Annotated in this window: 13 protein-coding genes and 1 pseudogene; 6 read left to right on the plus strand and 8 right to left on the minus strand. The window is 43.9% G+C overall.

The features are described 5' to 3' along the window. Together HQR03_RS14465 and HQR03_RS12685 are read left to right on the plus strand one after the other, a co-directional pair. A pseudogene (locus tag HQR03_RS14465) lies at positions 1–103 on the plus strand (IS30 family transposase); the annotation flags it as partial. 40 nt (positions 104–143) lie between these two features. Next, positions 144–581, plus strand: a complete 438-nt coding sequence (locus tag HQR03_RS12685; protein ID WP_101211313.1) for a ClpXP protease specificity-enhancing factor — start codon at positions 144–146, stop codon at positions 579–581. 157 nt (positions 582–738) lie between these two features. Here the strand turns inward: HQR03_RS12685 and dcd are convergent, their stop codons facing one another. The 8 genes from dcd to HQR03_RS12725 form a co-directional block, all read right to left on the minus strand. After that, positions 739–1314: a dCTP deaminase gene (gene dcd, locus HQR03_RS12690; RefSeq protein WP_011513914.1), complete on the minus strand. Its 576-nt coding sequence runs from the start codon at positions 1312–1314 to the stop codon at positions 739–741. 156 nt (positions 1315–1470) lie between these two features. Further along, positions 1471–2631 carry a DUF2804 domain-containing protein gene (locus HQR03_RS12695; protein WP_025651404.1) on the minus strand — a complete coding sequence of 387 codons (1161 nt, stop codon included), beginning with the start codon at positions 2629–2631 and terminating at the stop codon, positions 1471–1473. 23 nt (positions 2632–2654) lie between these two features. After that, a complete protein-coding gene (locus HQR03_RS12700) occupies positions 2655–3080 on the minus strand; it encodes a hypothetical protein (RefSeq protein WP_173240387.1) in 426 nt (141 codons plus the stop codon). 102 nt (positions 3081–3182) lie between these two features. Further along, positions 3183–4421: an iron-sulfur cluster carrier protein ApbC gene (gene apbC, locus HQR03_RS12705; protein WP_173240388.1), complete on the minus strand. Its 1239-nt coding sequence runs from the start codon at positions 4419–4421 to the stop codon at positions 3183–3185. Positions 4422–4639: 218 nt separating this feature from the next. Beyond that, the gene (gene mgtE, locus HQR03_RS12710; RefSeq protein ID WP_025651407.1) at positions 4640–5992 is read right to left on the minus strand and encodes a magnesium transporter; all 1353 of its coding nucleotides are present in this window, start codon (positions 5990–5992) and stop codon (positions 4640–4642) included. A 343-nt stretch (positions 5993–6335) separates the two neighbouring features. Further along, positions 6336–7136, minus strand: a complete 801-nt coding sequence (locus tag HQR03_RS12715) for a 3-hydroxybutyrate dehydrogenase (protein ID WP_173240389.1) — start codon at positions 7134–7136, stop codon at positions 6336–6338. A gap of 39 nt (positions 7137–7175) precedes the next feature. Then, positions 7176–7805: a CoA transferase subunit B gene (locus HQR03_RS12720; RefSeq protein WP_173240390.1), complete on the minus strand. Its 630-nt coding sequence runs from the start codon at positions 7803–7805 to the stop codon at positions 7176–7178. Between the two features lie 178 nt (positions 7806–7983). Beyond that, a complete protein-coding gene (locus tag HQR03_RS12725; protein WP_173240391.1) occupies positions 7984–8697 on the minus strand; it encodes a CoA transferase subunit A in 714 nt (237 codons plus the stop codon). 348 nt (positions 8698–9045) lie between these two features. Between HQR03_RS12725 and HQR03_RS12730 the strand changes: the two genes are divergently transcribed. The 4 genes from HQR03_RS12730 (at position 9046) to HQR03_RS12745 (ending at position 14805) form a co-directional block, all read left to right on the plus strand. After that, the gene (locus HQR03_RS12730; RefSeq protein ID WP_101210621.1) at positions 9046–10461 is read left to right on the plus strand and encodes a GntP family permease; all 1416 of its coding nucleotides are present in this window, start codon (positions 9046–9048) and stop codon (positions 10459–10461) included. Between the two features lie 387 nt (positions 10462–10848). Then, positions 10849–12954 (plus strand): methionine--tRNA ligase, encoded by a 2106-nt coding sequence (metG, locus tag HQR03_RS12735; protein ID WP_173240392.1) that lies wholly within the window; start codon positions 10849–10851, stop codon positions 12952–12954. Positions 12955–12991: 37 nt separating this feature from the next. Further along, entirely contained in the window at positions 12992–13276 is a 285-nt protein-coding gene (locus tag HQR03_RS12740) for a hypothetical protein (protein WP_101210619.1), read from the plus strand. Between the two features lie 479 nt (positions 13277–13755). Next, entirely contained in the window at positions 13756–14805 is a 1050-nt protein-coding gene (locus HQR03_RS12745; RefSeq protein ID WP_173240393.1) for an ABC transporter substrate-binding protein, read from the plus strand. Positions 14806–14853 lie beyond the last annotated feature (48 nt).

The raw sequence follows: 14853 nt of genomic DNA on the forward strand, positions 1-14853 counted from the left end.
GTCGATTGAAGACAGTTTAAATAATCGACCTAGAAAGGTGCTAGGGTTTAGAACGCCTCTTGAGGTAAAATCTAGCTTCGGGTGCGTTGCACTTCAATGTTGAATCCAAGTTATAAAAAATCATTAGTATAGGAAATCATCAGATGAGCGAAACCACCTCTATTACGCCAACCCGTCCCTACATGGTACGCGCGCTATACCAATGGATAGAAGACAATGCTCTGACGCCCTATCTGATGGTCGATGCGACAGCTGAAAATGTGCAAATCCCAACCGAACACGTGCAAGACGGTCGTATCGTCTTAAATATCGCCAGCCGCGCCACTGGTAATATGAGTATGGAAAATGACTATATACATTTCAGTGCGCGTTTTGGCGGTGTGTCACAAGAGATCTGGGTACCACTGACAGCGGTGCTCGGTATCTATGCTAAAGAGAACTCGCAAGGGATGTTTTTTGATCCGAATGAATATGACAACTATCAGCCTGAAGAAGATTCGACTGCTGCTGCTAAGAAAAGTCCAACAGCCGTACCCAAGCCAAAGCGTGATAATAAAGCGGGCTTAAAAGTTTTAAAATAAAGATGCAGTGAATAAACCGTAACGCATAAAAAAGCTGGTCGTATTGAATACGTCCAGCTTTTTTATTGTCAGTCTAAAAGATTAATAGCTTTCAAACGATTAGCTCTTGGCAATTAGCTCTTGGCGATTATGTTCTTGGCGATTATGTTCTTGGCGATTATGTTCTTGGCAGTGTCACACCGCGTTGACCTTGGTATTTACCACCGCGATCTTTATAGCTGGTCTCACAAACATCATCGGCATCGCTTTGAAAAAATAACATCTGTGCCACGCCTTCACCCGCATAAATACGCGCTGGCAAATTGGTAGTATTACTAAACTCTAAAGTCACGTGCCCTTCCCACTCAGGCTCAAGCGGCGTCACGTTCACAATGATACCGCAGCGCGCATACGTTGATTTACCAAGGCAAATGGTCAATACATCGCGCGGAATACGAAAATACTCCATGGTGCGTGCTAGCGCAAACGAGTTCGGTGGAATAATACACTCGTCACCAATGACATCAATAAAGCTTTTTTCATCAAAGTTTTTTGGATCTACAATCACTGAATGAACATTGGTAAAAACTTTAAATTCAGGCGCGCAGCGTACATCATAACCATAGCTTGAGGTGCCGTAGCTAACCAAACGTTCGCCTGCATCATTAAAACGTACTTGACCCGCTTCAAACGGCTCAATCATGCCGTGTTCTTCAGCCATTTTACGAATCCAGCGGTCAGACTTGATAGACATTGTTGTTCCTTAGCAGCTATAAAATAAAATTTATGATATGAATCGTATTTTGATAGCGACGATTATACGGAATTGAAGGCTCAATTTATAGAGCAATGGCGACTTTAAAATGAATACGTTCCATAACCTAATGATCCTCACCTTATATTTTACAATCTACCATTTAGCAAAATGGTCTTCCGCTAACCCCATTACCTTATCAATCTTAATCACCTCATCTTTGATGCGAATCTCACCGCTATAAAAGCCTAGCCATTGCTCGAAGATACTGGCAAGCATACCAAAGTTATCGGTTTTCTTATAGACGCTAATCGGTGTAAAGGTTAAATCAATATCTACATTACTCCAACCGAGGTTTTGATGATAAATACGCCAAGGCTGTCGCGTATTATCTATGGTTTTAGCATTATCATCTTGCTCATTAGCTGGCAAATTTAAACCATCACGGACAAACATCACAGACGGTAAATAATAAATATGCCCATCCAGCCAGCACGCATTTTCGCTAACCCCTGTTTCATTGACGCCCATCGCTAGATTTAGGGCAAAATGACGACGGTCTGGCAAATAGCTATTAATACAGCTCCAAAACCAATTAGTCTCGTGGCGCATATAGCCAAGTGTCCAATCTAGATTGGCGATAGTGGTGTCAGTAAAGTCTATTTGCTGAGCCTGAGTATCGGAAGCACCAACAGCATCAGCATTAAATTTTGAATTGCCCTTAACGAGTATATGTCCAGATACAGCGGTTAATGGCTCTTTTTGGGTAAACGTCCAGCCGCGTCTGCCCGTTGGTGTACAGATAGCAAGTGGCTGTGATTGCCGTGCTAATGTTGCATGGAGTGCAAGGTATTGGCTGTCCAGCACTACTTTAACTTGTGCAGGCATAAAATCTAAAGTAACGGTCAGTTTGGCATGGGTAAATACCATTTGCCCTTGATAGCAATCACCTTGTAGTTGCGTATGGCGAGTCAAAGGTTGCAAGGCTTCACATACCTCCAGCTCACCAGTCTCATCGTTATAAAGGTATACAAAGGCACTGGTCGCCAGCTTAATGGTCGCTACTGCTAAACAGACTCGATACGGCGGCTGAATAATTTGAATAAAGCAGAATTGATTGGCTTTTAGTTCTTTGCGCCAATTGGATAAGGACTTTTGCGAAATAAGATAACTGTGATAATCCAGATAATTGATGCTTTTGACTTGAGCAAAGATGCCAAAAATAGGCTGACCGTTTTGGATCAATTGATCAAGTATCATTGGTTTTGAGCTGGCTGATGAGTCTTGTTGGTTTTGGTCGTTGCGACTTTGATTCATGATTGAGGCATCCTAGCCATGGTTCATTGAGAGACTACCTGTCCTTGGTAGCTGACGGTGGTACCTATAATCCTTCTTTTTGCCTGTCCTGATGCTGCCCAAACTGTTTCTCTAATGGCTTTAATCTCTATCATCGTCAATCCATCTGCCAGCTCCTCAGTCACATTTTCTATGGCAAAAGCACTGATGCCAAATGGATGTTTGGGAAATTTAAGCAGTAGATCAGTCATCGCTTGTACCGCTTTAAAAAAATCAGCAATCACCAGTCGGCGATTGCTGAAATCCGCATGGACTTCATAGCGTTTGCTACTGCCATCTTTATAGTAGCAAACGGCACTCGCTTGATTGTTAGAGAGCTCAATCACGTATATCGGCGGGCGGAATAATTTTAAGAGCCTGTATTGCTTTGGAGTATCATCTAAATGAAGTTGATAAATCAATAAGCTCATACTATTCCCCGTTTAAAATTCAAGCCTTTCAAACTTTATATGCTTAGGCTATTTTGCTATTAATAAAAGCCATTAGCACTATTAAGAGCCATTAGAAAACCATTAAAAAATACGCTTATCATCGACAGGCTTTGCAAACTTACTAATATTGGCTTCGATATTTTTAGCAATGTTTAGATAGTACGGCGCAAACTCATCATCTGCCAAAACACTTGGTTCACCTTTATCTACTTGTGCACGAATACCACTGGCAAGCGGCAGTTGTCCCAATAGCGGCACATGGTATTGCTCAGCGATTTTTTCACCACCACCTGTACCAAAGATGGCTTCGGTATGATTACAATTACTACAGGTATGCAGCGCCATGTTTTCAACCACACCAAGTACCGGAATATTAGTCTTGTTAAACATCTCAATGCCTTTTTGCGCATCAAGTAAGGCGATATGCTGCGGCGTCGTGACAATCACCGCACCAGTCACGGGGATACGCTGGGCTAGCGTGAGCTGAATATCACCGGTACCCGGTGGCATATCAATGACCAAGTAATCTAACTGCGGCCAATTGGTTTGATTATAGAGCTGCATCAACGCCCCAGTAGCCTTTGGTCCACGCCACGCGACAGGCGTATTGTCACCATCGAGTAAGCTACCAATCGATAACATCGCCATGCCATGCGCATTGATAGGAATAAACTGCTCATTTTCTAGCTCAGGTCTGACATTATCTACGCCCAGCATGGTTGGCATACTAGGACCATAAATATCAGCATCGAGCACGCCAACACGGTTGCCTAGCTTTTGTAATGCCAAAGCGATATTCACGGTAGTCGTTGATTTACCAACACCACCTTTACCCGACGCCACCACGATAATATGGCGAATACGCGGATGCGCTGTCAATGATGCTTGTGTCGGCGCGGCTTTGGTAATCGGCGGTTCGGCAGCAGTATCAGTTTTAGTGCCACTATCAGGCTTTGATGCTGACTGATTCTGGGCGTCCATTGCATTGGTGGTCTTGGGCATGGCCTTCGGTAAGCTTGACCCTGTCCCTTTCGCTGGTGCTGGTGCTGGCAGACGGACGTTCATATGGATCGCTTTGATACCGTGCGGATAGAGCAGCTTTCCAAGCTCTTGTTGAATGGCTTCAGGATTACTATTTACAGGTAGACGCAAATCTAAAGTGAGCTGATCGCCGTCGCGCTCAAGACCCGTGACCATAGTGGCAATGCTGATAGTGCCTACTTCATAGCCGAGCAGTACCTTGTCCACGGCACTATCGCGTTCTGCTTTTTGCTGCGGGGTTTCATTGTGAGTGGTTTTTTTCTTCATAAAGTTAAACATAGCTACCGTTACTGCCTATACAAGTGGGTGGGTATGGTCAAACAACTCAGTGAATACTGTAGCGCATAGGATAAATATTATAGCCCATAAGCTTTTTGGCCAAACCTTTTATCGTGACAGTGTAGCTGAATTACAAGTATAAAAAAACCACAACGCCAGTAAGACCGAGCTTGGTATCAGGTGTTACTATTTGCGCTACTGCGACCGTTTGTCGTGCGCTATCCTATAGACAAAAACTGTGAAGCAATAAACAGATAAATCAGCACGCCAGAAGCATCACACACTGAGGTAATCAGCGGTGCACTGGCAGTGGCAGGGTCAAGTCCTATTTTGTTCAATACAAAAGGCAAGCTCATGCCAATCACGCAGCCAATCATGACTACGGACATCATACTAAGCGCGAGCACCAGTGACACAATAGCATCGCCGCGCACATAACCGATGATAGAGATAGCAACGGCCATCGTCGCACCCAGCATCAGGGCGACGATGGCTTCTCGTCCTAATAGCGAGAGCCAATCACGCATGACGACATCGCCCGTCGCTAGCGCACGCACCATCAACGTAGCAGACTGAGAGCCGGCGTTACCGCCACTATCTACCAGTAGTGGTAAGAAAAATACCAGCACTAGATTGGCTGCTATCACCTCCTCAAAGTTAGCAATGCTAAAGCCAGAGAGCAAGTTTCCAAATACCAAAAACACTAGCCAGAATACGCGCTTACGATACAGCACTTTAATGCTGACATCTTTAAGCCTGCCAACCATCGTCGTGACACCACCCGACTTGTGAAAGTCATCAGTAGCCTCATCGCTGGCAACGTCCATGGCATCATCATGGGTCACGATACCGACCAAAGCGCCATGGTCATCAGTAATTGGCAGGGCTATCAAGTCATAACGAGCCACAACTTTGGCGACATCTTCTTGATCGTCATTGACATTGCAAGAGACCACAGTGCTCAGCATAATGTCATTAATTAATTGTTCAGGAGCGGCTAGTATTAATGCTCGTAATGACACTACCCCTGACAACTTACGCTCATCATCAATTACATAAGTATGATAAATGGTCTCGGCATCAGGTGCTTCTAATCGTAGCGCCGCTAATGCTTCAGTGACGGTCATATGCGCCGCTAACGTTGCATAGTCAGATGTCATCAGTGCACCAGCAGTACGTTCTTCATAGGCAGAAAGCCTGCGAATATCTTCACGCTGCGCCTGTGCTAATGCTGGCAATAAGGCATCACGCTGATCCTGATTTAGATGTTTGTATAAATCAGTGCGTTCATCTGCGGGCATCTCGCCCACTAGTATTGCCATACTTTCGCGAGGAAACTCATGCGCCATAGCGACTTGAATATTAGGCTCTAAATAAGCAAATACCGTAGAACGATTGGGCAAACGTTCTAGCAGCTGCCAAGCAAGTTTAGATGCCATGAGCGTAAGCACATCCGCGATATCAATGGGGCGCAACTCTTGCACTTGATTAATCGCTTGCTCGAATTGCTGCTGCTCGATGGCACGGCTTAGTTTGGTTGCAAAAGTCTCTGCAAGGTCTTTATTATTCATCATGTTACTCCGTGCAACCCAAAACGGTGCAGCAAATACTCACAAAAAAGAGCCAATCTAATTGGCTCCAATTAATATAAACAAGATGCTAAGGCAATGGGCTTTTATTAGCAAGCCAATGATTCTTAAACCAATCAAAGCGCCCGCACAAACCTATTAATCCGTCATTCAGCTAAGGCGTGTCCTCATTTTAAAAATGCTCATAAAAATGAGATAAATTGCAGTCAAGTGAGGAAAATAGCGGAAATAATATCAGGATATTAATCAGCTATTTGACGATGTTTGGCAAAATTTAGCCATTTTTAGCCCATTTAGATACAATCGCTGGAATTGAGGACACGTCCTAGTTCATAAACCAACCATGACTGGCAACGATAGATTGACCAGTGAATACATTGCTTGGGAAGGCTGCCAAAAATAGCGCTAACTGCGCAATATCATCAACCGTCGTAAACTCTTTGTCGACGGTATTGACCAACATGATGTCATTCACCACTGACTCTTCGCTGATGCCTTTTTCAGCTGCTTGCTGCGGGATTTGTTTTTCGACCAACGGTGTTTTGACAAAGCCAGGGCAAATCACATGCGAGCGTACGTTGTGCTCAGCGCCTTCTTTTGCTAGCACACGACACAGCCCCAATAGACCATGCTTGGCAGTGACGTAAGGCGCTTTGTATAGTGAAGCTTCGTGCGAGTGTACCGAGCCCATATAGATGACCGTACCGCCTTTATCGTCTTTATACATATGCTGTACAGCAGCTTTGGTGGTTAAAAACGCCCCATCTAAATGAATAGCAAGCATTTTTTTCCAATCATCAAACGCCATTTTATGAATAGGGTCAATGATTTGAATACCAGCATTAGAGACAAGAATATCAATAGCGCCAAAGGTATCAACTAATTGCTGCACGCCAGCGTTTACCGCGTCTTCTGATGTGACATCCATTTCAATTGCCAGTGCCCGACCGCCAGTAGCTTCGATAACATCGACCGTTTGCTGTGCTGATTCAAGATTAATATCGGCAATACCAACTGCAGCGCCTGCCTTAGCATAAGTCTCAGCGATATCGCGGCCAATGCCACTGGCAGCGCCTGTAACTAACGCTACTTTGCCGGTCAAATCCTGATGTAATTGGGTCGCCATATTTTATAGTCCTTTATCAAATAGCTTTATTACAGACTCCTACTGAGCAATGCTCACTGGCGTCTTTTCTTGTAGCTCATCAAAGCTCACACCTTCTGCCAGCTCGACCAATTTCAAACCACTATCAGTGACGTCTAATACGGCAAGTTCGGTGATAATACGATCGACCACCCCTTGACCAGTCAATGGCAGCTCACAATTGGCAAGAATTTTTGGCTCACCGTGTTTATTGACTTGCTCCATCAATACAATCACGCGCTGCACACCGGCCACCAAATCCATCGCGCCACCCATGCCTTTGACCATTTTTTTGGGAATCATCCAGTTGGCCAAATCCCCTTTTTCTGACACTTCCATCGCGCCTAATATTGCCAGATTTACATGACCGCCACGAATCATCGCAAACGACTCTGAGCTGCCAAAGTAACTGGCACCCGGTTCTGCGGTCACCGTTTGCTTGCCCGCGTTAATCAAATCTGCATCGACATTCTCCGCCGTTGGAAACTCGCCAATACCTAATAGGCCGTTTTCAGACTGTAGCCAAACATCCACATCATCAGGAATATAGTTAGCCACTAGCGTCGGTAGTCCAATGCCCAAGTTTACATAATAGCCGTCTTCTAGCTCTTTTGCGGCACGCTGTGCCATCTGCTCTCTTGTCCATGCCATGGTAACTTCCTTATTTTTATAACTACCCCAAAAAATATGATTGGCGGTGTCAAACTCATTTAGTCTACTAGAGGTAGTACTTTCACTCGTTTTCCTTGCTACTCAAATTTTTAGCAATAGTATGACAATGTTCTATTGTTAATCTAACCATTTAAAATTATTTCTATAAAACCTTTAACTAAGCGCCTTCGACTGCCTTGGTTGTGATTTTTTCGATACGCTTTTCAGGATTGTTATTTAATACGATACGCTGCACATAGATACCAGGTAGGTGGATCTCATTAGGGTCAAGCATGCCTGTTTCTACAATCTCTTCTACTTCGACGATAGTAATTTTGCCAGCCATCGCACAGTCTGGATTGAAGTTACGCGCGGTTTTACTGAATATCAAATTACCTGCTTTATCTGCTTTTTGTGCTTTTATGAGCGATACATCAGCGCGCAATGTATGTTCAAGTATATAAGTACGTCCATCGAAATCACGCGTTTCTTTGCCTTCGGCGACGAGCGTACCGACGCCAGTCGCCGTGTAGAACGCAGGGATACCAGCACCACCTGAGCGTAATTTTTCAGCCAAAGTCCCTTGCGGTGTTAGCTCAACTTCTAGTTCACCTGCTAAATACTGGCGTTCAAACTCTTTGTTTTCGCCCACATAAGAGGAAATCATTTTTTTAATCTGGCGGGTTTGCAATAACAATCCTAAGCCAAACTCATCAACACCAGCGTTATTACTGATACAGGTCAAATCCTTTGCCCCACTGTCGCGCAAGGCCTCAATTAACGCTTCTGGAATACCACATAGACCAAAGCCACCGATAGCGAGCGTTTGTCCATCGTTAATGATACCTTTCATCGCGTCTGCGGCACTGCTATATACTTTTGATTGACTCATGCTTATCTCCTTGCAAGTCTCATTTTTGTTATTAACGTTAATCATCATTGATTATTCGTTATCAAAACCACTCCTTATCTTCGCTTTTATACTAATACACATCCTATCGATATATCATGACTAAAAGACTTATGCTAAGTTAACATATTATTCTCGTAGCGAGAAGAGAATAACCGTAAGAACGAATGGGTCAATGCAGTAGCTAGGTATATCAGGCAAGTCAATATTAAACTACGCTAGATTAATGTTTAATAAAACATCATAAACCACATATTTTGATTAATTTTATTGACCCAGATAAACATGCCCTGCATACTCGCTGACTGAACTTTGCCAAGGAGGGCGATTATGTTTAGTACCTTTGCTATTGTCATTACTTTATTATTATTGATGTTCTTTGCTTATCGCGGTTACTCAGTGCTGATATTAGCACCGATTATGGCGACCTTAGCGGTATTTTTATCAGGGGATTTTTTAAGTAGTATTCCCGCCTATACCGATGTCTTTATGGGTGCGTTAAGTGGGTTTCTACTTAAGTTCTTCCCTATCTTCTTATTGGGTGCGCTGTTCGGGCGTTTGATGGCAGACTCTGGCGCGGCGACAGCGATTGCCAATACCGTGGTCGAAAAGCTCGGTGCCAGCAAAGCTATTCTAGCGGTTATCTTAGTCTGCGCTATCTTGACCTATGGCGGCGTTTCGTTATTTGTCGTAGCATTTGCTATCTATCCAATCGCCAAAGATTTGTTCAAAGCCGCTGATATTCCTAAGCGCTTGATTCCAGCAGCGATTGCCTTAGGTTCATTTACCTTTACCATGACCGCATTGCCGGGCACGCCAGCCATTCAGAATGCCATTCCGATTCCTTATTATAATACTAACGTCTTTGCCGCGCCTATTTTGGGTATTATCGGCGGTACGATTATGTTTATTTGTGGTTGGTTATGGCTACAGTCACGGGCCAGAAAAGCCAATGCAGCGGGTGAAGGCTACGGTCAGCATGACGAAGAGGATGTAGGCGGCGTTGGTGCAGCCAAAAAAGAAGCCGAAGTGCTAAATACGCATCACACCTCATTTATGGTCGCAATGATTCCATTGGTGCTGGTCATCGCTTTAAACGCTTTATTAACTTATGCAGTGTTCCCTTCACTAGACTTTAGCGGCTTACAAGCTCAGTTTCCGGATTTAAATATCGCCGGTTCGCTGGGGCTGTGGTCTATTATTATCTCATTGGTAGTGGCTATTATCGTATTGATAGTCATGCGTATCGGTCATTGGAATAATCTACAAAAAACCATCAACCGTGGTACTTATGATTCGATGTTGCCCATCTTTAACACCGCCTCAGAAGTGGGTTACGGCGCGGTCATTGCTTCATTGGCAGGCTTTCTTATTATTCGTGACAGCATCTTAAACCTAACGCCTGATAACCCACTTATCTCAGAAGCGGTCGCGATGACCACCCTTGCTGGTATTACTGGCTCATCTTCTGGTGGTTTGAGTATTGCCCTATCGACGTTGGGTGAAGATTATTTAAGAATGGCGGTTGCCGCTGGTATTGATCCAGAACTGATGCACCGTGTTGCTGTCATGGCAGCGGGTGGTTTGGATACGCTCCCTCATAGTGGTGCGGTCATCACCCTACTCGCGATTTGTGGCTTGACCCATAAGCAATCCTACTTGAATCTTGCGATGGTCACGATGATTATTCCATTAATTGCGGTAGTCGCGGTTATTATTCTAGGGACGATGTTTGGCTCATTTTAGAAACCGTTTAAGCTTCAAGCAATTTCTTGAGCTTTGAATATCGATGAGTTTTAATGTGCAAACTCAAAACCCACTTGGCAGATTGCTTGGTGGGTTTTTTATCGCCGCTTTACGACTATGTTCTTTAAATAAAATAGATTATTGACACCTGATAAATGCATAGAAATCCATCGACATAATAGAGCCAATGATTATATTGATTAACGTATTAATTACTGAGGAATGTCACAAATTTGGCCGAATTACGGTATCATAGGCACACTTTTTTGGTTTTTCCTTTTTTAGAAATTTTAAAAGCTTTAGTATTGACAATATCGCGTCCGCTCGCCATAAAGCGCTCAAGACGTTTGATAACTAACCCGTTTATATAAAAATATAGGTGATTTTGTGCGTGAGATTCTAGTAACCAGTGCGCTGCCCTACGCCAATGGCTATATCCATTTGGGGCATCTTGTAGAATATATTCAGACTGACATTTGGGTACGTGCGATGAAAGCGCAAGGCCATCAGGTCACCTATGTCTGCGCGGATGATGCACACGGTACGGCAATCATGCTCAAAGCAGAAGCCAACGGCGTAACGCCAGAAGAACAAATTGCCTCAGTCAAAGCCTCACACGAAGCGGATTTTTCAAAGTTCCTTATCAACTTTGATAACTACCACAGCACTCATTCAGAAGAAAACAAACAGTTCTCTGAGCTGATTTATCGTCGTCTCAATGATGCTGGTCATATCAGCACAAAGGATGTCGAGCAGCTGTTTGATCCTGAAAAGCAACTATTCTTAGCCGATCGCTTTGTCAAAGGTACTTGCCCTGAATGCGGTGCGCTGGATCAATATGGCGATAACTGTGAAGTGTGCGGCACGACTTATGACGCGACAGATCTCAAAGATCCATACTCGACGTTGTCTGATGCCACACCCATTCTAAAAACCTCTAAGCATTATTTCTTTGATTTACCAGAATTTGAGCAATTCTTAAAAGATTGGACACGTAGTGACAATCGCTTGCAAACGTCAGTCGCCAATAAGCTGCAAGAATGGTTTGACGCCGGCCTGACCAGCTGGGATATCTCACGTGATGCACCTTATTTCGGTTTCCAAATTCCAGATACCCCAAGCGATGAGCCAGACAAGTACTTCTATGTTTGGCTCGATGCACCGGTCGGTTACATGGCGAGCTTTCAAAACTTGTGTGATAAGCGCAAAGGTACTGAAAACGAATTAGATTTTGATCGTTATTGGATGCAAGAAAACGAGCATAAGACCGAGGTTTATCATTTCATCGGTAAAGACATCGTTTACTTCCATGCGCTATTTTGGCCAGCGATGCTAGCGGGTAGCGAGCTGCGTACGCCGACCGGCGTCTTTGCCCATGGCTTCTTGATGGTCAATGGCGAAAAAATGAGTAAGTCGCGCGGTACTTTCATTAAAGCCGAAACGTATGCTGATCACTTACATCCTGAGTACTTGCGTTATTATTTTGCTAGTAAATTGTCTGATAAAGTCGAGGATATCAACCTTGATTTAGAAGATTTCATGCAAAAGGTTAACTCTGACTTGGTGGGTAAAGTCGTCAATATCGCCAGTCGTAGTGCTGGATTCTTAGTGAAAAAATACGACGGTATGCTGTCGGAGGTTTGCGTAGAGTCAGACTTATTAGAAGACATCACCAAAACGGGTGATGAAATTGCCGCCGCGTACGAAAACCGTGAGTTCTCGCGTGCCATGCGTTTGATTATGCAATGTGCTGATAAAGCCAATGAATATATCGATGAGAAAAAACCATGGGCGCTTGCTAAGGTCGAAGGCGCAGAGCAAGAAGTTCAAGATGTTTGCTCGGTCGCGATTAATATCTTCCGTCAATTAATGGTTTATCTTGCGCCAGTATTGCCTGAGCTAACCGCCAACGCTAAAGCGTTTTTGAACATTGACGATCTAAGCTTTGCCAGCCGTAACCAATGGTTGCTTGGTCATAAAATCAATAAGTTTAAACCGTTGATGCAGCGTATCGAAGAAAAAGACGTCGCAGCGATGGTTGAAGCGTCAAAGGAATCTTTGGCTCAAACTGCGACTCCAGTTGCTAATGCTGATAATACGTCAGCAAAGAAAAACACTCCCTCAGCGAAAGAGGCTAATACTGGTAGTGATAATGAGCAGGCTGACTATATCGGTATCGAAGACTTTGCCAAAGTTGAGATGAAAGTAGCACACGTCTTAGCATGTAATCATGTCGAAGGCGCAGACAAGCTATTACAGTTCACATTAGATGTTGGTGAAGACAAGCCGCGTAATGTATTTAGCGGTATTCGTAAGTTTTATGAGCCTGAGCAATTACTGAATAAAAAGGTCATTTGCGTGACCAATCTTGCACCGCGTAAGATGAAATTTGGCATATCAGAAGGCATGGTTTTATCAACTGGCAATCCAAAAACAGGCTTAACGGTCGTGACCTTGCCTGATGATTGCGTCATTGGTGATGTGCTTGCTTAATTAACATGGCTGATGCACGAAATATTGGAGAATGATAGTGGTATTGCTGAGACTGTTAGCAGATATTCTCCTTTATTTAACAGTAGGCTTGCTGGTTTACTGGTATTTTACCGAAGATATAACGGTACTATTTATAGCCATTGCTAGTGGTGTTATCAGCGCGTTGTTGTTTATTATCACCACAGATATCAAACAGTCACGGCGTAACCGTCGTTCAGAGCCTTCGAGTATCTGGGATTGGTTGTACTTTATCGACATACTAGAGATTCCTCTTTATGTGATTGGCTGGCTATTTCGTAGTTTATGGCGGGTCTTTGATTGACAGTTAAGCGATAGATTAAACATAAAAAAAGACGCCCTAAGTAGCGTCTTTTTTTATGTCATTTATATAGATAGTGGAATGGCAATAATTTCGATACAAGCAAACCAAGTGCAAGCGATTACCAGTACCATATTTGAATGCTCAACAGACCCTAGCATAAAGATGCAGAAGCTGCTCAGTAAAACCATCCTTATATGGCTGAATAATACGGGTGACGAATACGCTTTAATTTTTTATTGCGATAACTTACATTACTGTCATAATATGAACATAATGATCGACGGAACGATTACCTTATTGTTAGCCTGCTATCTTGGCATCAACATAGCATTGACTCGGCTAACCTGCATTTTCCAATACTATCTGTAAAAATCAAACACAGCGAAGACGAATCCAAACACTACCCTGAGTAGTTTTAACGAATCCGAGAATGTTGGTGTGGTTTTTATGATTGATATAACCGATGAGTTACTATAATAATGACTATTGCTTCTACTTTACGCTTGAGCCTCTATGGTGCTGCTATCAGCGCCACCCTTGGATTGATTGGCTGCTCAAACTCTACCGACACTGCCTCCAATAGTGAGAGTGCAGTCGCTGATACCGATAAGCCCGCCAAGACTTTGGCCATCACGCAAATCGTCGAGCATCCTTCATTAGATGAGATGCGCCGCGGTATCATTGATGAGCTGGCTGATAATGGCTATGTCGAAGGCCAAAACCTAACGGTCAACTTTCAAAGCGCCCAAGGTAATACAGCGACAGCAGGACAGATTGCCAAGCAGTTTGCAGGAGACAATCCCGATGCCATCGTCGCAATCTCGACGCCCTCTGCCCAATCAATTGTGGCGTCAACCAAAACGGTTCCAGTTATTTATACGGCCATCTCTGATCCTGTCGCAGCGAAACTCATTGACGAAAATGATGTGCCTATCCAATCCAACGTCACTGGATTATCGAGCGAGTTACCGATTGAACCGCAGTTAGACAATATTTTAAAGATTGTGCCCAATGCAAAAACCATTGGCTACGTCTATAGCCCAGGTGAAATCAATTCTGTAGTGGTACTCAATCAACTTAAAAAACTCGCACCAGCGCGTGGTCTGAAAATCTTAGATGTGACAGCCAATCGCCCAACTGACGTTGCGATGGCGACTCGTAGTCTTGCTGGTCGCGTCGATGTCATTTATACCTCATTAGATAACAACGTTGTGTCAGGGTTTGAAGCAATGGCTGGTGCTGCCAATGAGCTTGATATTCCGGTTATTGCCTCAGACGAGTTTAGTGTGAGACGCGGTGCGACAGCGGCGCTAGGTGTCAACGATTATGACTTTGGCCGTACCACGGGCAAAATGGTCTATCGCGTATTAAATGGCGAAGCAGTCAATACGATCAAGCCTGAAGTGATGAATACCTTAACCTTGTACGCAAGCCCTAAACACGCGGCAGAGCAAGGGGTGAGCTTGACAAATGACTTGTTAAAAAATGCCATTAATGTCGACGAAAAAGCGCAGAGTGCGGACAAATAACAGTCAGCCATCTGTATAGACAGCTGCCCTTAATTTTTAATTATTAAA

Source organism: Psychrobacter okhotskensis (assembly GCF_013248965.1).
In the GTDB taxonomy this organism is placed as follows: Bacteria; Pseudomonadota; Gammaproteobacteria; order Pseudomonadales; family Moraxellaceae; genus Psychrobacter; species Psychrobacter okhotskensis.

Excerpts from the sequence above, each read along its gene's own strand:
- HQR03_RS12685 (WP_101211313.1), top strand. The coding sequence starts at position 144 with ATGAGCGAAACCACCTCTATTACGCCAACCCGTCCCTACATGGTACGC.
- dcd (WP_011513914.1), bottom strand. The coding sequence starts at position 1,314 with ATGTCTATCAAGTCTGACCGCTGGATTCGTAAAATGGCTGAAGAACAC.
- HQR03_RS12695 (WP_025651404.1), bottom strand. The coding sequence starts at position 2,631 with ATGAATCAAAGTCGCAACGACCAAAACCAACAAGACTCATCAGCCAGC.
- HQR03_RS12700 (WP_173240387.1), bottom strand. The coding sequence starts at position 3,080 with ATGAGCTTATTGATTTATCAACTTCATTTAGATGATACTCCAAAGCAA.
- apbC (WP_173240388.1), bottom strand. The coding sequence starts at position 4,421 with ATGTTTAACTTTATGAAGAAAAAAACCACTCACAATGAAACCCCGCAG.
- mgtE (WP_025651407.1), bottom strand. The coding sequence starts at position 5,992 with ATGAATAATAAAGACCTTGCAGAGACTTTTGCAACCAAACTAAGCCGT.
- HQR03_RS12715 (WP_173240389.1), bottom strand. The coding sequence starts at position 7,136 with ATGGCGACCCAATTACATCAGGATTTGACCGGCAAAGTAGCGTTAGTT.
- HQR03_RS12720 (WP_173240390.1), bottom strand. The coding sequence starts at position 7,805 with ATGGCATGGACAAGAGAGCAGATGGCACAGCGTGCCGCAAAAGAGCTA.
- HQR03_RS12725 (WP_173240391.1), bottom strand. The coding sequence starts at position 8,697 with ATGAGTCAATCAAAAGTATATAGCAGTGCCGCAGACGCGATGAAAGGT.
- HQR03_RS12730 (WP_101210621.1), top strand. The coding sequence starts at position 9,046 with ATGTTTAGTACCTTTGCTATTGTCATTACTTTATTATTATTGATGTTC.
- HQR03_RS12745 (WP_173240393.1), top strand. The coding sequence starts at position 13,756 with ATGACTATTGCTTCTACTTTACGCTTGAGCCTCTATGGTGCTGCTATC.